The 19620-nt window shown below is 69.1% G+C and carries 17 protein-coding genes; 10 read left to right on the top strand and 7 right to left on the bottom strand.

What is annotated here, in order from left to right:
* Positions 1-13: 13 nt before the first annotated feature.
* From AC3QL3_RS13590 to AC3QL3_RS13575, 4 genes are all read right to left on the bottom strand, one after another.
* Entirely contained in the window at positions 14-4000 is a 3987-nt protein-coding gene (locus tag AC3QL3_RS13590; RefSeq protein ID WP_492894455.1) for a protease pro-enzyme activation domain-containing protein, read from the bottom strand.
* A gap of 147 nt (positions 4001-4147) precedes the next feature.
* Complete coding sequence (locus AC3QL3_RS13585; protein WP_492894453.1) at positions 4148-4915, bottom strand: hypothetical protein; 768 nt, start codon at positions 4913-4915, stop codon at positions 4148-4150.
* Between the two features lie 55 nt (positions 4916-4970).
* Positions 4971-5564 carry an RNA polymerase sigma factor gene (locus AC3QL3_RS13580; RefSeq protein ID WP_492894451.1) on the bottom strand — a complete coding sequence of 198 codons (594 nt, stop codon included), beginning with the start codon at positions 5562-5564 and terminating at the stop codon, positions 4971-4973.
* Positions 5561-8860 (bottom strand): CHAT domain-containing protein, encoded by a 3300-nt coding sequence (locus AC3QL3_RS13575; RefSeq protein WP_492894449.1) that lies wholly within the window; start codon positions 8858-8860, stop codon positions 5561-5563. Before AC3QL3_RS13575 ends, AC3QL3_RS13580 begins: the two co-directional genes overlap by 4 nt.
* Before the next feature lie 227 nt (positions 8861-9087).
* Between AC3QL3_RS13575 and AC3QL3_RS13570 the strand changes: the two genes are divergently transcribed.
* The 6 genes from AC3QL3_RS13570 to AC3QL3_RS13545 are packed head-to-tail and all read left to right on the top strand — an operon-like array spanning position 9088 to position 14209.
* On the top strand, positions 9088-10212 hold the full coding sequence (locus tag AC3QL3_RS13570; protein ID WP_492894447.1) for a hypothetical protein: 1125 nt from the start codon (positions 9088-9090) through the stop codon (positions 10210-10212).
* A gap of 10 nt (positions 10213-10222) precedes the next feature.
* Positions 10223-11446 carry a toxic anion resistance protein gene (locus AC3QL3_RS13565; protein WP_492894445.1) on the top strand — a complete coding sequence of 408 codons (1224 nt, stop codon included), beginning with the start codon at positions 10223-10225 and terminating at the stop codon, positions 11444-11446.
* Positions 11443-13029, top strand: coding sequence for a vWA domain-containing protein (locus tag AC3QL3_RS13560; RefSeq protein WP_492894443.1), 1587 nt, complete (start codon positions 11443-11445; stop codon positions 13027-13029). The genes AC3QL3_RS13565 and AC3QL3_RS13560 overlap by 4 nt, the downstream gene beginning before the upstream one ends.
* Positions 13026-13655, top strand: coding sequence for a hypothetical protein (locus AC3QL3_RS13555; RefSeq protein WP_492894441.1), 630 nt, complete (start codon positions 13026-13028; stop codon positions 13653-13655). Before AC3QL3_RS13560 ends, AC3QL3_RS13555 begins: the two co-directional genes overlap by 4 nt.
* Positions 13656-13670: 15 nt before the next feature.
* Positions 13671-13883: a hypothetical protein gene (locus tag AC3QL3_RS13550; RefSeq protein WP_492894439.1), complete on the top strand. Its 213-nt coding sequence runs from the start codon at positions 13671-13673 to the stop codon at positions 13881-13883.
* A complete protein-coding gene (locus AC3QL3_RS13545; RefSeq protein WP_492894437.1) occupies positions 13880-14209 on the top strand; it encodes a PIN domain-containing protein in 330 nt (109 codons plus the stop codon). Before AC3QL3_RS13550 ends, AC3QL3_RS13545 begins: the two co-directional genes overlap by 4 nt.
* A 9-nt stretch (positions 14210-14218) precedes the next feature.
* Here the strand turns inward: AC3QL3_RS13545 and AC3QL3_RS13540 are convergent, their stop codons facing one another.
* Entirely contained in the window at positions 14219-15418 is a 1200-nt protein-coding gene (locus tag AC3QL3_RS13540; RefSeq protein WP_492894435.1) for a serine hydrolase domain-containing protein, read from the bottom strand.
* A gap of 90 nt (positions 15419-15508) precedes the next feature.
* On the opposite strand from AC3QL3_RS13540, the gene AC3QL3_RS13535 reads away from it, so the two are divergent.
* The gene (locus AC3QL3_RS13535; RefSeq protein ID WP_492894433.1) at positions 15509-15997 is read left to right on the top strand and encodes a MarR family winged helix-turn-helix transcriptional regulator; all 489 of its coding nucleotides are present in this window, start codon (positions 15509-15511) and stop codon (positions 15995-15997) included.
* Positions 15998-16012: 15 nt separating this feature from the next.
* On the opposite strand, the gene AC3QL3_RS13530 is transcribed toward AC3QL3_RS13535, so the two are convergent.
* Positions 16013-16450, bottom strand: a complete 438-nt coding sequence (locus AC3QL3_RS13530) for a nuclear transport factor 2 family protein (protein WP_492894431.1) — start codon at positions 16448-16450, stop codon at positions 16013-16015.
* Positions 16451-16723: 273 nt separating this feature from the next.
* Here AC3QL3_RS13530 and AC3QL3_RS13525 point away from each other — a divergent pair, with 273 nt between their 5' ends.
* The gene (locus AC3QL3_RS13525; protein ID WP_492894429.1) at positions 16724-17314 is read left to right on the top strand and encodes an alpha-ketoglutarate-dependent dioxygenase AlkB family protein; all 591 of its coding nucleotides are present in this window, start codon (positions 16724-16726) and stop codon (positions 17312-17314) included.
* 94 nt (positions 17315-17408) lie between these two features.
* On the opposite strand, the gene AC3QL3_RS13520 is transcribed toward AC3QL3_RS13525, so the two are convergent.
* Positions 17409-18398, bottom strand: coding sequence for a PLP-dependent cysteine synthase family protein (locus tag AC3QL3_RS13520; protein ID WP_492894427.1), 990 nt, complete (start codon positions 18396-18398; stop codon positions 17409-17411).
* A gap of 98 nt (positions 18399-18496) precedes the next feature.
* Here AC3QL3_RS13520 and AC3QL3_RS13515 point away from each other — a divergent pair, with 98 nt between their 5' ends.
* Together AC3QL3_RS13515 and AC3QL3_RS13510 are read left to right on the top strand one after the other, a co-directional pair.
* Positions 18497-18670, top strand: coding sequence for a hypothetical protein (locus AC3QL3_RS13515; protein WP_492894426.1), 174 nt, complete (start codon positions 18497-18499; stop codon positions 18668-18670).
* 82 nt (positions 18671-18752) lie between these two features.
* Positions 18753-19385, top strand: coding sequence for a GIY-YIG nuclease family protein (locus tag AC3QL3_RS13510; RefSeq protein ID WP_492894424.1), 633 nt, complete (start codon positions 18753-18755; stop codon positions 19383-19385).
* Positions 19386-19620: the final 235 nt, after the last annotated feature.

The raw sequence follows: 19620 nt of genomic DNA, 5'->3' as shown, positions 1-19620 counted from the left end.
CGCCACCGCTCAGCTAGTCGTCGAAGCCATTGGCGAAGATGCGATCGAGGTCGTCGGCCGGCACGGCGAACAACGTCGATGCTTCGGCCGCCAGATGCGCCGAGTCGCCGGCGTAACTGACGCTCAACGTGTACACGCCCGGCGGCGGCGCCGGCAGGGTGCAGCCGGCGACGCCGTTCGCCGCGGTGATCGCATCGCACGACGCGCCGTTCACGCTGAAATGGAGGCTGGCGCCGGCGACGGCGGTCTGCGGCGTCTGCGCGATGTCGGTCAGGCTCGCCTGCACCTGCGCCGAGCTGCCGGCGCGTGCGCCGGTGGCGCCGACGAAGGCGAGGAAGCTCGCGTGCGGCCCGCTGTCCCAGGTCAGGCGCGCCGGGTTGGAGGTCAGCGCGAGTCCGTCGACCGTCGCGCTGGCGACGATCACGTCCGCGCCGGCGACGACGCCCTGATAACTGAACTGCGCGCGGCCGTTCGCATCGCTGCGGATCAGCGCCGCGCGCGGATTGGCGCCGGTCACGCGCACCGACACCGGCGTGCCGGCCGGCACCACCAGATTGGAGAATGTCGCGGTCAAGCTGCGCGTGTCGCCCTGCTGCGGATTGGGCGCGCTGGTGCGCGGCGTCAGCGTCAGTGCAGGCGAGGGATTGGTGGTGGCGAAGTCGCACACGCCCGAGGCCGGCGTCAGCTTGTACACGCTGTCGGTCGCGCTGCTGTAGAGACAGCCGTCGTTGCCGATCGTGCCGGAGCCGACGTTGCGCACCAGCGGGGTCTGCGTGGTCGGCGTCGCGATGTCGACCAGGTTCAAGAAAAGTCCGGTCGCATCGAGATTGAAGGTCAGCAGCGAACGCGCGGCGCCGCCGGCATCCGTCGCGCCGACGCGCAACCAGTAGCACGAGGTCACGCCGGGCACTGCTTCGACCGTCGGCGGCGACGGTCCGTCGGTCGCGCTGACGCGCATCACCGGCGATTGTTCGCACGGGTTGTAGACGGTGCCGACGTAGAGGGTGCCGTCCGGCGCGAACGAGATCACGCCGTTCGGCGTGCCGGGCAGGGTCGCGTACACGCTCACCTCGGTCGGGCGGTTCGGATCGGTGTCGGACGGATCGCTCAGGCGGAACAGCGAGGGGTTGTCGGAGCCGGCGCCGGTGCAGTTGTCGTCGAAGAAGAGATCGCCGCTGAGCGGATCGAACGCGATGCTGTGCGGGCAGGTGAGATTGGAAGCGAGCACGCGCAGCAGCGCGCCGGTGTTCGGATCGATCTCGACGATGTCGCCGGTGCGGAAGTCGCCGGTGGTGACCGCGTGCGTCGCGTACAGGCGGCCTTGCGTGTCGAACACCGGCGTGCCGAGGGTGGGGCCGAGGTTGGACAGCGGCACGGTGGCGGAGCCGCCTTCCGGTCCGAATCGATACAAGTCGCCGGTCGGAACATGCGCGACGTACGCGTTGCCGGCCGCGTCGAACGCCGGGTTGGTCACACCGGCGCAACCGAAGTTGGTATTGCCGTAGAAGAACGGATACGCGGCGAAGCCGTTCAGATAGGGCGCGATCACCTCGTCGCCGAGCGCGAGCGGCGGCGTCACGCACGAACCGGCGGCGCTGCCGCTGAAACTGACGCTGGCGCTGCCGGGCACCGGTAGGTTGCCGTCGCTGACGTCGACCGCGGTGAAGGTGACGGTCTCCTCGAACGCGTTCGTCGCACTGAACACGATGCGGCCGTCGGCATCGGTGACCGCCGGCGTCGGCGCGACGACCAGCGCACGGCCGTCGTGCGCGAGTTCGACGCGCTTGCCCGGCGTCGGCCGGTTCTGCGCGTCGCGCAAGGTCACCGTGATCGCGGTCGCCTCGCTGCCGTTGGCGGCGACGCTGGTCGGAAACGCCATGATCGAAGCGCTCGCCGCGCGCGGCGTGACGAAGCTGACGCGCGGCGTCTGTGTCAGTGTGGTGGCGCCGACGCGCACGCTGAAGACGAGATCCTCGACGCTGTTGTCGGTCAGCTGGAACACGGCGCTGCCGGTATCGGCCGCGGTGGTCGCGCTGGCCGGCGTCACCGTGGCGTGGCTGCCCGGCGCCGACAGCGTGACGCTGGCGCCGCCGATCAGGTTGCCGAGCGAGTCCGCCGCGCGCACCACAATCCACAGCGGCGTGCTGCCGTCGGCCGGCGCGATCACCGGCAGTGCCAGATCGGCCGGGAAGGTGAAGCTGTCTTCGTCGTAGGCATGCGCTTCGGACACCGCGGCATCGGCGGCGCCGGGCGTCTGCGCAGTCAGGCGCTGATGCAGCCGCGCGAGATTGGGCGAGCCCAGACCCACATGCGCGAAATCGCTGCCCATCGATGCGGCGGTGTGGAACGCGTCGGTGCCGGCCAGTGCGTACAGCTGCGGATTGAGCCAGCCGAGGTTCTCGCCTTGCGCCTGGTTCAACAGCGCGGTGAACGCGGCCCACAGCGGCGTCGAGCTGCTGGTGCCGCCGTAGAGACCGCCGGTCGGGCAGCCGCCGAGCGCGGCCGCGCAGATCAGCACGCCGTTGGCCGGATCGGCGTGGGCGGCGACGTCGGGCAGCGAGCGCATGGCGCCGTTGTGCAGGCCGTTCTGATACGCCGGCCGAGTGTAGTAGCGGCTGTTGCCGAAGCCGCCTTGTCCGGTCGGCGGCGTCGCGGTGCTGCCGTCCCACCAGGTTTCGCCGCCGTAGGTGTAGCCGGGACCGAGCGTCAGCGAGGTGCCGCCGACCGCGGTGAGATGCGGCGCGCTGGCCGGTACGGCGGCGGTGTTGGCGGCGCCGTCGAGGCAGGTGCTGCCGCTGTCGCCGCTGCCGGAGAACACCGAGATGCCCGAGGCCGCCGCGGTCTGCAGGATCGCGTCGATGCTGTGCGCGTCGGCGGCGTTGGTCTGGTCTTCGCAGTAGGCCCAGCTGTTGCTGATGATGTCGACGCCGTCGTCGATCATCGCGTTGAACATCGCCTGGAAGCTGGCGCCGCCGCTGAACGGTGTGTGGTAGACGCCGATCTCGGCGCCGGGCGCGATCGACAGCACGTCGGCGAGGTCGAGCAGCACTTCGTCCTGGTTTGCGCCCGGCACGGTGCCGCCGGCGACGGCGATCGGATGCACCTTGCCGATTTGCGCATCCGGCAGATCGATCAAACGGATGTAGTCGGCCACGTCGCTGGCCGCGTAGTTGTCGTACTCGAGCAGGCCGATGCGCTGGCCGGTGCCGTCGACACCCTGCCAGGCCGGCGCCGGCGGATCGACGCCGATCAGCTTGCCGTAGCCGGCGGCGGTGCCGTTCTTGTTGATGCACTTGGCCAGCGCGCGCAAGTAAGCGGCCTGTGCCGCGGCGCTGCCTTGCGCGGCGTGCTGATAGTCCGGGTCGGCCAGCGCGGTCAGCATGCACACGGTCGAGAACAGCAGGATGTGCACTTCGCGCTGCGACTGCGGTTGCGCGAGGTCGCTCAGGCCCTGGATCGCCTGCACGCGTGCGGCGATCGCCGGCGGCAGGTTCGGCTCGCCGTCGTTGGCGCGGAAGCGGCGGCCGTCTTTGGCGTAGTCGTGGAGGCCGACATCGAGTGCGGCCGCGACCGCCGCGCGCGGCGCTTCCAGCGCGAGCGTCATGCGATTGGTCGAATCGGCGGCGATGCGAAAGCCGTTCGCGGCGAACCAGCTGCGCACGGCGGCGTAGCCGTCCGCGCTGGGGCCGTAGCGGTCCGACACGGCCGTCGGCGTGAGGAAGCGGCGGAACTGCGCCGAGGCCGGGTCGTAGACGTCGGCCAGATAGCGCGCGAAGCCGGCCTCGTCGTCGCGGCGCAGAACCACCGTCAGGCGCAACGTTTCGGCGGCCGCGTCGCTCTTCTCCTGCAAGCGCTGCGCGCTCGTCAGCGCCGGCAGCACGTGGCCGGGCAAGGCCACGCTTTTTTCCGGCGCGGCGATCGCCGCGGCGCAAACGCCGACCAACAGCGCAGCGCCCACCATCCAGCGCGATACGCTCGCGCGAGCGCGTGTAACCAACATGACGACCCCCTTGGCGACGCGGCCACGACGGCCGCTCTGTCGGGGGGAGTGAGCGGGAACACGAAAACATCACGCTGGTGGTCGGGGGCGCTCAGGTCGCCGAGCTGCTACCTCTCTCGCTTGCGGGAGAGGGTGCGCGCGGAGTTCTCACTCCGCGCGCACGCGCAAGCTCCACTCCTGCGCGACCGCAGCATCGCGCTCGGCGGTCAACGAGACGCGATAGTCGCCGGCAGCCAGCGTCGCTGGCGGCAACGTCGCCTCGACGAAGCGATAGACACCTTCGCTGCGCACGCCCAAGCCGTGTTGCTCGAACACCTCGCGCGCCGCAGTGCGAATACGCAAGCTGTAGCGCGGGTCTGCGGCGGTGGCGGTTTCCAGTTGCAGGCGCACTGAGGCGTCGGCGGCGGGCAGCCGCACGGCGACGTCGTTCGACTCGTTCGCGCTGCGCGAAAGATCGGCCAGCAAGACGATCGTCTGCGTGGACGCAGAGGAGGTCGTCGGTGACGGCGCGTCCGAGCGATGCAGCGGCAGGTACAGCACGACCAGCAGCACGGCTGCCGCTGCGGCGAAGGCGAACCAGCCGTTGCGTCGACGGCGCGTTCGCGCGGCGGGCTGGGAGGCCGCTGCAGAGGCAGTGGCCGCCGCCGCGCCGGTCGAAGCCGTGGCGAGCGCGCGCGCGACGCGCAGACGTTCGTGATCGCTCGGCGTCGCCAGCAGCCAGCGCTCGACCGCGCCGCGTTCCGACGCGTCGAGCCGATCGCGCGCGTAGTCGTCGAGCAGATCGGTCTCGATTGCGCGCAGACGCGTGCCGAAGGCTTCGTCCAGCAGCACGCGCCGTTCCAACGCCGCCGTTTGCTCTTCCGGCAATCGGTGCAGCAGCCATGCGCGCAAGGTTTCTTCGCTCGGTTCGGTCATCGCTGGTCGGGCCGTTCTGGCGGGTTCGAAGGCAGTGTCGTGGCGGGCGCTTTCATCACGGCTCCGCATCGCGTTGCAGGCGTTCGCGCACGCAGGCTTCGAGGCGTTCGCGCAGGCGCAGCGCGCGGTTGCGCAGCGCGTTGAGCGAGAGACCGAGCCGGCTCGCGATGCGCTGGCGCGCGCGGATGCGCTCGCCGCCGTCGGCGCCGTAGTAGTCCAAGATCAGGCTGCGCGCGTCGGCGCCGGCCGCTTCGAGACACGCCGACAAAGCCGCCGCGTCGCGCTCGCGCTGCAGGCGCTCCTGCGCGGAATCCTCGTCCTCGGCCGGCCAGTCCTCGTTCTCGCCGCGCTGATAGCGGCGCTCCTTCGCGCGCGCTTCGAGCGCGATCAGGCGCGCGATGCCGAGCACGTAGGCGGCAACCTGGGCCACTTCGACGCCTTCGTCGAGACGGCGCGCGAGCCGGTCCAAAGCGACGTCGGCGAGTTCTTCCGCCTGCGCCGGCGCGTGCAGGCGGAAGTAGCGCAACAGGCGCCGCCGCAGCGCTTCGTAGGCGGCGCCGGGTTCGCCTTCGCTTTGCAGGCGCTGCAGCAAGGCGGCCAGCGCGGCGTCGGCCGCATCCGCCGCCGGCGCGTCGATCGGTCCGTTCATCGCCAGTCGCCCTGCAACACGAAGCCGCTCCAGTAGTACGCCGAGGCGAAGCGCGGATTCTGCCGCAACTCCGCCTGCGCACGCGCCAGCGCCTGCGGCGGTCGCAGCCGATCCTGCAAGAGATATCGATAGAAAGCATGCATGAAGGCGGCGCTGGCGCGGTCGTCGACATTCCACAAGCTGGCGACGACGCGACGCGTGCCGGCGTAGAAGAACGCGCGCGCCAGACTGAGCACGCCTTCGCCGGGAAGATCGGCGCCCTGCGCCGAATCGCAGGCGCCGAGCGTGACCAGTTCGATCGGCATGCGCAGCGCGTAGAGGTCGTCGACGCGCAGGAAACCGTCTTGCGCGCGGCCGGCCTCGTCGTACAGCGACAGCACGATGCCCGACAGCTGCGGATGCCGCGCGTCGAGCACCGCGTGCGTGGCGAAATGCGCAAAGCCGAATGCGGACCAGTCCGCGCGCAGCACCGCCGCGCGATCGGCAGCGAAATCGAGCGCGAGCCAGGAGTGCTCGGCCGAGGCGAGCGCGGCGATCGCCTGCGCCTCCTCGCGCGCGGCGAACAGGCGCGGCAGCTGGGCGATGCCGGCGTCGAGCGCGGCGGTCGGCAGCGGCACGGAAGGATCGCGGCGCGACTGCAGCCGCGGATCGTCCGCGGCGAACACCGGGTCGGCGATGATCGCGGCGGCAGTGGGATCGGCTTGGCGTGCCGGCCATTCGCGCAAGCTGCGCAGCGCGGCGATCGAAGGCAGCGATACCGGCGCCGGTGCTGTCGAGGTGACCTCGCCGTCGAGCAGCAGGGCGAATGGCACGCCTTGCAGCTCGGCATCGGCGACGATCGCGATCTGGCGCGGCCAGCGCGCGCGCAAAGCGGGCGGGAAGATCTGCTGCGCCAGCGCCGTCGCGCGCTCGCGCGTGGCCGCATCGAGCGCGCTCGCGAGCGCGGCGCGGCGTTCGAGTGGCACGTCGATGTCGGCGCGCAGCGGTTGCGTCACCTTGTCGAGCAGCGCCTGCACGGAACTCGCGATCTGAGCGCGCGGCGGCAACACGTAGGACTCGATGGTGTCCGCGCGCAGCACCCACAGATAGCTTTGCGCTTCGCCCAGCCAGAATTCGAGCACGGTGCTCTCGGCGTCGAGCAGCTCGGCGCGCGCGTCGGCGACGCGCAGCGGCGGCGGATGCGCGATCGCGGCGTAACGCGGATTGGCCGTACGCAGGCGGCCGCGCGCGTCGTCCAGATCGCGCAGCGCGCTGGTGATCTCCTCTCTCAGCGCGCCGGCATTCGCTGCGGGCGTGCGCGCCAGGCGCCAGGCGAGGCGGCGCTGGCGGTCGGCCGCTTCGCGTTCCTGCGCGAGCAGCGCCGGATCCACCTCGCGCTCGATCGCGATCGAGCGTTCCGCCAGCATGTCGAGCAGGGAGCGTGCGCGTGCGCGTTCGGCGATCTCCAGCGCACGCGCGGCGTGGCCGGCGTGCGGCGCGCTGCGTTCGAGCGCCATCTCGATGTCGATGGCGAGCGCGTAGTACTCGTGCTGCGAGGCGAAGAAGCCGGTGCGCAGGCCGGGATCGGCGATCGCCGCGCGTTGCGACTCGACGATGCCGAGCGCGCGCTCGATCGAGGCTTGCGCCGCCGCCGGCGCGGCCGTCGCCGCATCGACGCGCGCCAGGCTGGCGTCCGCGGCCGCTTCCGCACTCGCATCGCCGCTGCGGCGCGCTTGCTGCAGCGCCTGCGCGTAGTGCAGGCGTGCCTGCGTCCAGCGCCGTTCGCGCGTGGCGAGATCGCCGAGCGCCTGTTCGGCGGCGACGATCGCGGCGGTCTCGCGCAAGCGGCCGGCGAGCGTGCGCGAGGCTTGCAAGCGGGTGCGCGCGGTTGCCGCATCGCCGCGTGCCGCAGCGACGCGGCCGAGTCCGCGCAGCGCATGCGCTTGCAGGCTGCGCAGGCCGTCGGCGCCGGCGATCTGCGCGGCTTGCGCGAAGGCCGCATCGGCGGCGGAGATGTCGCTGTCGTCGAGCGCGGCGTCGCCTTGCGCGATCGCGGTCTCGGCGGCGCCGGAGCGGTTGTCGCTGCTCGACCACACCGCCTGCGCGCGCGTCCAAGCGGCATGCGCGTCATCTCGTTCACCGAGGCGGTGATAGAGGCTGCCGAGTTCGTTCCAGGCCAATCCTTCGGCGAGCGGGTAGGGTGTCTCGCGCAATTCCTGCAAGGTTTGCCGGTACACCGCCAGCGCGCTGCCGAATTCGCCGCGCGCGAGGTGAGAGCTGGCCAGATTGCTGCGGCTGAACTCGACCCCTTGCGCGTCTCCCGTCGCCTCGGCGATGCGCAGCGCGTCGGTGGCGGTCTGCAAAGCCTTGCGTGTTTCGCCGAGCGAACGATAGACCGCGCTGAGATTGCCGAGCACGACGCCTTCGAAGCGGCGATCGCCGGTACGCCGATACAGCGCGAGCGCGCGTTCGCTCTGTTCGGCCGAGGCTTCGAAATCGCCCTGGTAGCCGAGTGCCGCGGCCAGCGTGCGCCGCGCCACCGCGCGCTCGGCGTCGTAGGCGAGGTCGGCATCGACGCAGCCGCGTGCGAGCGCGCTCTCGGCCGCGCTCTGCGCCTGCCGGTAGCGCGCTTGCGCCAATTCGAGCCGGGCCAGTCCGCTGTCGGCGCGCAAGGCGGCGCAGATGTCGCCGGCGCGCGTCCAGGCGAGCGCGGCGTCGCGATAGCGCTTGCGCGCGGCTTCGGTATCGCCGCTGCCGCGGCCGCTCTCGACGCCGCCGGCGGCGCGGCGGATCGCTTCGGCCTCGGCGTAGAGGCGTTCGGCCTCGGCGCCGCTGCGGTCGCTTGCTGAGATCGCGTGTTCGGTGCCGACTTCGATGGCGAAGCTGACGGCCCGTTCGGGCTTGGCCGCGGCGACGTCGAGCTCCCAATTCGAAGCGGTGTCGGCGAGCAGATACAGACGCAGCATCGCGGCACGGCCGGCTTGCGTCTGCAACAGCGGCATCGCGTCGCCGCCGTTGCGCGCACGCAGATGCAGCATGCCGTCCTGCTGGCGCAGCGACAGCACGGCCGCGCGTCCTTGCGTCAAGGCGATCCGATAACGCGCGTGCTCGCCGGGCGCGAGCTGAACCGAATGCGTGGCGCCCGGATGCAGCGATATCGCGCCGGCATCGGCTTCGGTTGCATGGGTGGCCGGCGCGAAGCAGCAGGCGAGCAGCGCCAGCGGGATGATGCAAGACAGGGGCAGCCGCCATTCGCGCCATCGCGCGAACCGGCTCCCAACGATCCGCCCTCCCGCCCAGCGCTGTGCGCTTCGCATCGGCCGCATCTTCGCCATGGTGGCCACCGCTAGGTGGCGGATGCTTGTTACGAGTAAGCCCCTACGCTGCGAGCGGCGAGCGCGGCAAAGCCGTCGCGCGGGTCGCGTCGGCATCTTCTCACAAGCGTGTGGCGCCGCGGCGGCGGCTGCGCATGGCCGAAGTGTCACGTCATCGTCATCAGATGCTGATGACATGCCGACGTATTCCGCGACCCACCGGTATTGGCATGGATACGCGTCGATTGCTCGCTCCGGCCCTGGCGACCTTGCTGCTCGCCGGAATCGGTGCCGGCATCTGGTATTCCAACTCGCAGCTGCGCCTGGGCCAGGCGTCGCAGCGCGCGGACGAGGCCGAGCGCGCGCGCCAGGTCACCGCGCACGGTCTGATCGGTTCGGAGAAGGAGAGCTTCTTCGCCGATCCGAAGGTGCAAGAAGTTCTGGCCGCGCAGGGCATCACGGTAACCCCCGAAAAAGCCGGCTCGCGCGCGATCGCGCTGCGCTACGACCCCAAGCAATACGACTTCGGTTTTCCCTCCGGCGCGCCCGCCGCCGCCGCGCTGCGCCAGCAGGCGAAGGCGGCCACGGTGTACACGCCGTTCTACACGCCGATCGTGTTCGCCAGCTGGCGTCCGATCGCCGACATCCTGGTCGCCAACGACATCGCCAGCCGCGAGGGCGATTTCTACTACGTCGTCGACATGCCCAAGCTGATGGCGCTGGTCGAGCGCGGCACGCGCTGGCGCGAGCTGAAGAGCAGCGAGGCGTTCCAGACCAGCAAATCGGTGCTGATCAACTCGACCGACGTGCGCACCTCCAACAGCGCGGCGATGTATCTCGCGCTGGCCAGCTACGTCGCCAACGAGCAGCAGATCGTGCAGAGCCAGGACGATCTCGGCCGCGTGCTGCCGCTGGTGGCGCCGCTGTTCTTGCGCCAGGGTTTTCAGGAAACCTCCTCGGCCGGACCGTTCGAGGACTACCTCGCGCTCGGCATGGGCAAGGCGCCGCTGCTGGTGGCGTACGAGTCGCAGCTGGTCGAGTTCTGGCTCAAGCATCCCGATCGCATCAAGAGCGACATGGTGATCCTGTATCCGCGGCCGACCGTGTACTCCAAGCACGTGCTGGTGCCGTACACGCCGGCCGGCGCGCGCTTGGGTGCCGCGCTCGAGGGCGATGCGCGCCTGCAGAGCCTCGCGCACGACTACGGCTATCGCACCGCGGGCGAGATCAAGGGGCCCGAAGTCTGGGCGCAGCGCGGGGTGAAGGTGCCGGACGTGCTGGTCGACGTGATCGACCCGCCGAGCTACGAGTGGCTCGAACGCATGATCGTCGACATCGAAGGCCGCTTCAAATAGGAGAACCCGCATGACCGCGAATACCGCTACGCCGGACGAATTGGCGCCGCCGCAAGCCTTCGAACTGGAACCGCCGAGCGCGGTTGCGCCGGTGCCGGTGGAGTCGGCCGGCGGCCGCGTGCGCCTGAAGCCCGAAGACGTGCAGGCGCTGGATGCGCAAGTGCGCGACTTCGTCGAGGAGATCAGCGCGCTCGACAGCAACGATCCGAAGTTCCGCGCCACGGTCGAACGCCTGCACGCGATGGGCAACAAGGAGGTCGAAGCCTCGGCCAGCGTGTCCAACCGCATGCTGGAACGATCGGTCAGCACGCTGTCCAGCGGCATGTTCGGCAGCGGCCGCGAGATCGGCAACGGCTTGATCGATCTGCGCCGCACGATCGAATCGCTCGACCCTTCGCGCCAAGGCGATCTGTTCGCGCCGCGCAAGCTGCTCGGGCTGATTCCGTTCGGCAACAAGCTGGTCGACTACTTCGACCGCTACCAGAGTTCGCAGAGCCATCTGAACGCGATCATCGAATCGCTCAAGCACGGCAAGGACGAGCTGCTGCGCGACAACGCCGCGATCGAGCAGGAGAAGGTCAACCTGTGGACGCTGATGGAGCGGCTGGAGAAATACATCTACATCGGCAAGAAGCTCGACGGCGAACTCGACGCGCGAGCGCGCGCGCTCGACGCCAGCGACGTCGAGAAGGCACGCGTGGTGCGCGAAGAGCTTCTGTTCTACGCGCGCCAGAAGGTGACCGACCTGCTGACCCAGATGAGCGTGAACGTGCAGGGTTATCTCGCGCTCGATCTGGTGCGCAAGAACAATCTGGAACTGGTCAAGGGCGTCGACCGCGCTACGACCACTACAGTCGCCGCGCTGCGTACCGCGGTGATCGTGGCGCAGGCGCTCGGCAACCAGAAGCTGGTGCTCGATCAGATCGGCGCGCTCAACACGACTACCGGCAACCTGATCGCCTCGACCAGCGAGATGCTGCGCGAGCAGAGCGTGGCGGTGCACGAACAAGCGGCCTCGAGCACGATCGAAGTGGCCAAGCTGCAACAGGCGTTCCAGAACGTCTACCGCAGCATGGACGCGATCGCCGACTACAAGGTCAAAGCGCTCGATGCGATGCAGCGCACGGTCGATACGCTCAGTGACGAAGTGGCTCGCTCCAAGACCTATCTCGACCGCGTGCGCCGGCAGGAATCGGCCGCCGCGCTGGCGGCGAACGGCGAGGTCGCGCTGTGACACTGGCGCGCCGCTGGCGATGCTGGGCGGCGGCGCTCGCGACCGCCTTCGTCCTCGTCGCCTGCGGCGATGGCGGCCGCGATGCCGCACCGGCGGCATCGAAGGCAGCCGATGCCGCGGCGCAAGCCGACTTGCGCATCCTCGCCGGTTCCGAACTGCGCGAGATCGAGCCGCAACTGGTAGCCGCCGCGCGCAAGGCCGGCGTCGCGATCGCGATTTCCTACGCCGGCACGCTCGACATCGTCGAGCGCATCAACGCGGGCGAGCGCTTCGATGCGATCCTGCCGCCGAACGGCGCTTATCCGATGCTCGCGCTGCAGGACAAGCCGGTCGCGCGCGAGAAGCTGTTCTATTCGCGCGTCGCACTCGGCGTGAAGGAGACCAAGGCGCAGGCGTTCGGCTGGGACGCGAAGGCGCCGACCTGGGCCGACATCGCGCGCGAGGCGAAAGCCGGGCGCTTCCGCTACGCGATGACCAATCCGACCAGTTCCAACACCGGCATGAGCGCGCTGTTCGCGGTCGCCGCGGCGGCCGCGCACAAGACCGAGGACTTGGCCGTCGCCGACGTCGACGCGAGCGTGCTGAAGGATTTTCTCTCGGGACAGGCGCTCACCGCTGGCAGCTCGGGCTGGCTCGCCGAGGCCTACGCCAAGGACGCCTCCGCGCTCGACGGACTGGTCAACTACGAAGCGGTGCTGCTGCGTCTGAACGAACGCTTGGCACCGGCAGAACGCTTGCGTTTGATCTATCCGACCGACGGCGTGATCACGGCGGATTATCCGCTGCTCCTGCTGCAAGCCTCGCAGCGCGCGGCGTGGCAGCGCGTGGTCGACGCGGTGCGTGCGGTCGAGTTCCAGCGCGACGTGCTGCAGGCGGCGTTCCTGCGTCCGTCCAATCCGGATGCGCCGCTGGCGAGCGCCTTGCCGACGCAAGCGGTGGCCGAACTCGCGTTTCCGAATCGTCTCGACGTGATCGACCAGGTGCTGCTCGCCTACCAGGGCGAATGGCGGCGGCCGGCGACGTCGATCTTCGTGCTCGACGTCAGCGGCTCGATGGAAGGCCAGCGCCTGGAGGCGATGCGCGCGGCGCTGAAAGTGCTGAGCGGCGCCGACAACAGCGCCAGCGCGCGCTACACGCGTTTCCAGAATCGCGAGCGCGTGGTGCTGATCTCGTTCTCTTCCGACGTGTCCGAGCCGCAGACGCTGGCCTTCGACCGCGCCTCGCTCGAAGCCAGCAGCCGCGCGGTGCGCGATTATGCCGATGCGCTGGCCGCCAACGGCGGCACCGCGATCTACTCCGCGCTGGCGCGTGCCGAAGAGGTCGCCGCGGCCGAACGCGCGGCCGATGCGCAACGCCAGATCAGCATCGTGCTGCTCACCGACGGCGAGAACAACGAAGGCATGAAGGCCTCGACCTTCCGCCAGCGCTACGCGAAAGCGCCCGTGCGCATTTTCCCGATCCTGTTCGGCGAAGCCGATGCCGGCGCGCTCGGCGAGCTGGCCGATCTGACCGGCGGCCGCGCGTTCGATGCGCGCAAGGCTGCGCTCGCCGGCGTGTTCAAGGACATCCGGGGCTACCAGTGACAGCGCGGCCGTTCCGTTTGCGCTTGTTGTTGTGGCTGTACTCGAACGCGAACATCGCCGGCTGCCTGTTCGCGTTGGCCGGGCCTGCGCTGCTGTTCGCCGGCGTGATCGGCAGCGGCTGGCTGTGGATCACGGCCGGCTTGTACGGGGTGGGCTATCTGTTGGCGCGGCGCGCGCCCGAACTCGATCGGCGCATCGAGGACAGCATGACCACGCAGGAAACGATCGAACGGCTCGACCAGATCGTGGCCAAGGCGCGCCCGCATCTGACCGAGGAAATGAACGCGCATCTCGACAGCGTGCGTACTTCGGTGGTCGAAGTGTTGCCGCGCCTGGTCGGCGCGAGCACGCACGACGACGACTGGTACACCGTGCGCGAGACAGTGCTGCACTACCTGCCTGAAACCCTGGGCAACTACGTCTCGCTGCCGCCGGCGTTCCGCCTGACCCAGCCGCTGCAGAACGGACGCACCGCGCGCCAGCTCCTGACCGCGCAACTCGGTTTGCTCGACGGCAAGCTGCGCGAGATCGTCGGCAACGTCGCCGCCAGCGACGCGCAGGCGCTGCTGGCCAACGGCCGCTTCCTCGAAGCGAAGTTCCAGCAACCCGATTTCCTCGCTCGCTGACGCAGGCGCTCCGGCATGCCACGCACGATCATCGACATTCCGCCGAGCCAGCTGCGCGAGGTGGATCGCTTGTGCAAGAGCTTGAACATCTCGCGCGCCGAAGCGGTACGGCGCGGTCTGGGCGCGTTCCTCGAGCAGAATCGCGACGTGGTCACGCGCGGCTTCGGCCTCTGGCGCGACGTGGAAGCGGCGCCGCGACGCGCGGCGCGCGCGCGCAAACCGGCATGAGCGTGCTGGTCGCGACCGATCTGCTACTCGACTACCTGCGCGGCAGTCGCCAGGCCGCGCGCGTGCTCGAGGCGCATGCGCATCGCTCGATTTCGGTGCTGACCTGGCTCGAAGTGATGGCGCAGGCGCCGCGCGAACGGCGCGAGGTCACGCGTGCGTTCCTGCGTTCGTTCGAGCGCTTGTCGATCAACGAAGCGATCGCCGACGAAGCGCTGCGCCTGCGTGAGCAGCGACCCGAGCTCGATTCGCACGTGGCGCTGAATCGCGCGGCGGCCTCGATGAACCGCCTCGAATACTTGGACGGAAGCAGGGCGGCGCGGAGCTGAGCGCCGCGACTACGACACGCGCGCGGCGTCGGCGAGGGCGCGGCTCGCGATGGCCTTGACCGCCGCCTTGCTCTCCGGCGACGCTGTCGCATTGCCGAGCAGCACGACGCCGCTGCGGTTGGCCGGATCGAGATAAGCGGCCGTGAACACGCCCGGGTCGCCGCCCCAGTGGTTCGGGCGCGTGGCGCCGTCCAGCGGCGAAGCCATCCAGCCGAGGCCCTGGCCGCTGAGCCAGTCGGGCAGGCCGTTCGGCTTTTGCATGTCGAGCATGCGCGCGACGGTTTCGGCTCGCAGAATGCGTGCATCGCCGCTGGCGCCGCCGTTGGCCGACGCTGCCACGAAGCGCGTGAAATCGGCGATCGAGGAACGCACCATGCTCGATCCCCAATCGGGCGAGCCGAGCGGTTGCACCGGCACCAGCTTGCCGTCGACGCGATCGTACGGCGTTGCGCACGACGCCGCGGACGTTTCGGCCAGCGTCCAGTAGGTATGGCGCATGCCGAGCGGCGCGAACAAGCGCCGCCGGCTGCGTTCGCGCAGGTCTTCGCCGCCGATGCGCGTGGCGAGATAGCCGAGCAGGCCGTAGCCGACGTTGCTGTACTCCCAGGCGGAGCCCGGCGCTGTCGTCGAAAAGCATTTCTCCTTCGAGTAATTGCGCCCACCCGCCACCAGATAGTCCTGCAGGAAATCGCGCAGAGGCAGAGTCGCGTCGCGCCCCGGCTGACGGAAGTCGATCTCGTAGTACTTCGCGTCGGACAGGCTCGAGGTATGCATCAAGAGCTGACGGAAGGTGATCGGCGCGTCCGGATGGTTCGGATTGCTCAGCGCGAAATCGAGATGCGCGGCGACCGGCTGGTCGAGCGCGAGCTTGCCTTCCTCGGCCAGCTGCAGGATCGCGGTGGCGGTCACCGTCTTGGTCAGCGAGGCGACGTGGAATACGGTGTCGGCGGTCACCGTCTGGCGCCGCTCGATGTTGGCGTAGCCGTAACCGCGCGCGAGCTGCACCGCGCCACCATGGGCGACGCCGAGCGCCAGGCCCGGCATGTCCGCCGCGCGCATTTGTTCGCGCACGAACGCATCGAACGCCTGCGGTGCCGCGCGCACGCGGCCGCTCTTGCCGGCGGCGAGCAGAGCGAACGCGGCGACACCGGCGCCGAGCAGTTGGCGCCGGCGTGGCAGGAAGGGGTCGGCGGAACGATGACGCGTCACGGGCGTGGCCTCGATGCGGGATGAATCGACGGCTTGATGATATCTGTAGGCGCCTACATAATGTCAAGCGACGATAGATCGGAGGCCGCAATGGACTATCTGCGCAATCTGGGCGGGGCCGGCATCGGCGCGCGGCTGCGGCGCCTGTCGGAAGAAGTCGACGGCGACACCACGCGCGTCTACGCCGCGCTCGGCATCGAGTTCGAGCAACGCTGGTTCGGTCTGCTCAACCAGCTCGCGCTGAACGGCGCGATGACGGTGGGCGAGCTGGCGACCACGCTGCGCATCACGCACGCCTCGGTCAGCCAGTCGCGCCATTCGCTCGAAAAAGCCGGCCTGATCGCTTGCGAGGCCGACGAGGACGACGCGCGCCGGCGTCAGCTCGTGCTGACGACAGCCGGCCGTCGCCTGATCCGGCGCTTGCAGCCGTTGTGGCGCTCGTTCGAAGAGGCGGCGTTGGAGCTGACCGCCGAAGCAGATGGCGTGATCGCAGCGCTCGATCGCCTCGACGACGCGCTGCGGCGACGCTCGCTGTTCGAGCGCATCATGCAGCGCGCGGAAGCCGGCAAGAAACGCTGAGCGGGGCGCGCGGCCTCACTTCGGTTTGCTGTACCAGAGCGCGTTGACGATGATCCAGCGCTCGGCGTAGCGGCCCATGTGGAAATAGTCGACGAACCACGGCGTCTCCAGCCGTACCGAGGCCGCATCGCCGCTGACGTCGAGCACGCGGCAGCTGCGGTTCCACTGCTCTTTCGGTGTTTTCAGCTCGCCTTTGCGGGTCAACGCGACCAGCTCTTCCTTGCTCATGCGGCGCAAGCCGAGCCGTTCGTAGGGCGTGTCGCCGATCACCCGGCGTTTGGCCAGATCGGGATGCAGGGCGCGCGCGACTCGCTCCGGATCGGCTTCGAGCTGGCCGTCGATGTAGTCCAGGCACGTCGCCTCGATCGCGGCGAGCGTCGCCGCATCGACGTTCGACGGCGCGCTCGCCGTTGCCGCGCTCGCGGCGGCGAAAATCAAAGAAGCCGTCAGCATCGTTTCCTCCATCGTCCAGATCGAAACCTTCGCCGCGTGTGCGCGACATTGCGCGCGGCGGCCAATGCCGGCGGCGTACGAGCGCGATTAGAGCGGACACCGCCGCCGAAAGGATCCGCACTGCGACGATCAGTGGCCGCGTTGCGACGAGCCGTTGTTCTGCGCTGTCGCGAGTTGTCGTTTCGCGTCGGAAGGAGAGAGTTCGGCGATACGGATCGATCCGCAAGCGGTTGCCGCGATTGACCCCGTCCCCATATGACTGGGATGTCGCAATTGTCCTTGTTCGATGCCGCCGCCGCCATCGTCGATCACCCGTCCGCGCGGATCGAGTACTGGCCGCGGGCTTGCGATGCGGCCACGGCCGATGCCTGGTTCGCGACGCTGCTCGCAGAAGTGCCTTGGCGCTCGGATCAGCGGCGCATGTACGAGCGCGATGTCGCGGTACCGCGCCTGCGCGCGCATTACGAACTGTCCGATCCGCTCGCTCCGGCAGCACTGCACGAGGCCTTGCAGGCGGTCCTGCGCATCGTGCCGGCGCCGTTCACCAGTGTCGGACTCAATCTGTATCGCGACGGCAGCGACAGCGTCGCGATGCACCACGATCGCCTGGCCGAATTGGTGCCCGGTCATCCGATCGCGCTGCTGTCGCTCGGCGCGCCGCGCTGCATGACGATCGCGCCGATCCGCCCGCCGCGCACGACGCGCAAAGTCGAACTGCAGCCGGGCAGCTTGCTCGTGATGAACTACGACTCGCAGTTGCACTATCTGCACGGCATCCCGAAGGCGGCGGTGGCCGAGACGCGGATCAGTCTGGCTTTTCGCGTGCGCCCGCAGCGCGACGCTGAAACCGGCGCGCGGAGCTGAGTCGCAGCGCGATCCGGCGCGGCGGCCGTCTGCGTCGTTTCATCGGATCCTAGAATCTACGATCCGGCCAAGGTCGTGCGCGTCAGCCAGGGCGCTATTCACTCGCCGGAGTTGCTTGTGCGGGCTGCGCCCAGGCTTCCCAGCCCTGCATCCACGGCTTGGCGCGATAGCGATCCCAGGAATCGGGAAGCACGGTGACGACCGGCCCATCGAGATCGCCGCGCGCCGCCAGCCGCAGCGCGGCGACGACGTTGGTGCCCGACGACCCGCCGACCAGCAAACCTTCTTCGCGCACCAGCCGCTTCACCATCGCGAAACTTTCCTCGTCGCTGACGCGTTCGGCGGCGTCGATCACCGCGCGATGCAGGTTCTGCGGCGGCTCGCTCGCGCCGATGCCTTCGACTTGATACGAACCGTCCGCTCCCGCAATTCCGGTTTCCGCCCAATCCGCCAGCGCCGATCCGAGCGGATCGGCCAACACGATACGCACCCCCGGAATCGCGGCTTTCAGGCAGCGTCCGACGCCGCTGATCGTGCCGCCGGTGCCGGCGCCGGCGACGAAGGCGCCGATGCGTCCTGTGGTCTGTTCGAGAATCTCGACGCCGGTCGTTACTTCGTGGATGCGGACATTCGCCGGATTGCAGAACTGATCGGGCAGGAACCAACCGTTCTCTTCGGACAGGCGCCGAGCGACATTGCGGAAGTTGTCCGGACTGCTCGGCGGCGCATTCGGCGTGATGACGACCTTCGCACCGAGCATCGCCAGTGCGACGCGCTTGTCGACCGACATCTTCTCGGGCATCACGCAGACGAGGCCGTAACCGCGCGCCGCCGCGACCAGCGCGAGCCCGACGCCGGTGTTGCCTGCGGTCGCTTCGACCATAGTCATGCCGGCGCGCAACACGCCGCGCGCTTCGGCGTCGTCGACGATGGCCAAGGCGATGCGGTCCTTGATCGAACCGCCGGGATTGAGATGCTCGCACTTCGCCAACACCGGCACCGGCAAGCCGGCGGCGATTCGGTTCAACGGAACCAGCGCGGTGCGTCCGATGCGGCTCAGCACGCTCTGCGGCGAACTCTTCATGCGGCCGTATGTAGCAAAGCCGTGCATACGGCTGCAAGCGAAGCGGTGACTCGATGCCTCGTCATGGTGTGCAGCGAATTCGCTGACACGGCCTTTTCGTGGCTGACCCGTTGCAGTCCTACACCTATGCCGCAACGCTCGCCAATACTCCGCAGCGTCCGAATCTCGAATGGATCATGTCCGAGAGTGCATCGTCGCTGGACGGGCGCCAGATCGCCGAGGCACAAGCGCAGGGGCGCCGCATCTATGAGCAATGTTGTGCGAAGCGCTGATGCCTGAAGCGGTCTTCCATGTGTTCGGTAGCCGAAAGACTGGTTTGACGGGCTGTCCGGCTGGGTTCACGCTTTCGACGGAGTGCTAGAACACGTCGACAACTACGATCCAGCCGCCTTCCCGCGCACGCTTTCGCGCGGCCGCGCCTTCGTCTACGTCGTCGCCTGCCGCGACGACACGCTGTTCAAGATCGGTTTCTCGCGCGATCCATTGGAGCGCTGGCGCAGCTTGCATCCGCGCTTCTTCGAATTCTTCCATCTCGAGCAAGGCATCCTCGTCGTCACCGACCGAGTGAGCGAAGCGCGCCGGCTCGAACGCCGCTTGCTCGACACCTTTTCCAGCTACCAGTCGATGGCGCCGCTGTCGGTGCGAGTGTCCGCAGGCGGCGATTCGGAGTGGTTTCGCGGCGTGCTGACGGAAGCGGTCGGGCTGGCCGAAGAGGTAGCAGCGGTCGAGGCTTGGCAGTGGCAGCGTCCCGACGAGTGGCTGCGGACTTCGCTGTCGGCGCGCCGGGATGCTCTGTACGCGTGGACGACGGCGATGCTGGACGCGTTCGAGTTCGAGACGCACAACGCGACGGCCGAGTCCGCGGCGAATGCCGCCGTCTACGCGCGTGCGCTGATCGATGCGCTGGATGCGTTCGGCGCGGTCGGCATCGACGTCAGCCCGCACCTGCCCGAGCGTGTTGCGCAGTGGTACGCGGCGCGCCGCTGAGCCGATCCTTCGCGACGCGATGGCATATGCCCGAACCATCCGAAGCGGACTGAAGTTCGCTCCGCGTAGAGCGAGGTATTCGCCCTGCGTTCGATGGCGCGCACACGCACCGGCGCGGCCGCCGGAGCGACGCCCCTTTCTTCACTTCAGTTTCACGAGCCCCGCGAAGGCGCGAGCCAGCGATGCTGCGCTCACGAGAGTGGCAGCGGCGTGAAGACGCCAGCCGATCCGACCT

It is taken from the genome of Dokdonella sp. GW821-FHT11D02 (assembly GCF_058808595.1).
This window is presented reverse-complemented; position numbering and strand designations above follow the sequence as displayed.

Coding starts and splice junctions, on each gene's coding strand:
- AC3QL3_RS13565 (WP_492894445.1), top strand. CDS start 10,223: ATGACCGCGAATACCGCTACGCCGGACGAATTGGCGCCGCCGCAAGCC.
- AC3QL3_RS13550 (WP_492894439.1), top strand. CDS start 13,671: ATGCCACGCACGATCATCGACATTCCGCCGAGCCAGCTGCGCGAGGTG.
- AC3QL3_RS13545 (WP_492894437.1), top strand. CDS start 13,880: ATGAGCGTGCTGGTCGCGACCGATCTGCTACTCGACTACCTGCGCGGC.
- AC3QL3_RS13535 (WP_492894433.1), top strand. CDS start 15,509: ATGGACTATCTGCGCAATCTGGGCGGGGCCGGCATCGGCGCGCGGCTG.
- AC3QL3_RS13590 (WP_492894455.1), bottom strand. CDS start 4,000: ATGTTGGTTACACGCGCTCGCGCGAGCGTATCGCGCTGGATGGTGGGC.
- AC3QL3_RS13585 (WP_492894453.1), bottom strand. CDS start 4,915: ATGACCGAACCGAGCGAAGAAACCTTGCGCGCATGGCTGCTGCACCGA.
- AC3QL3_RS13580 (WP_492894451.1), bottom strand. CDS start 5,564: ATGAACGGACCGATCGACGCGCCGGCGGCGGATGCGGCCGACGCCGCG.
- AC3QL3_RS13520 (WP_492894427.1), bottom strand. CDS start 18,398: ATGAAGAGTTCGCCGCAGAGCGTGCTGAGCCGCATCGGACGCACCGCG.
- AC3QL3_RS13570 (WP_492894447.1), top strand. CDS start 9,088: ATGGATACGCGTCGATTGCTCGCTCCGGCCCTGGCGACCTTGCTGCTC.
- AC3QL3_RS13575 (WP_492894449.1), bottom strand. CDS start 8,860: ATGCGAAGCGCACAGCGCTGGGCGGGAGGGCGGATCGTTGGGAGCCGG.
- AC3QL3_RS13530 (WP_492894431.1), bottom strand. CDS start 16,450: ATGCTGACGGCTTCTTTGATTTTCGCCGCCGCGAGCGCGGCAACGGCG.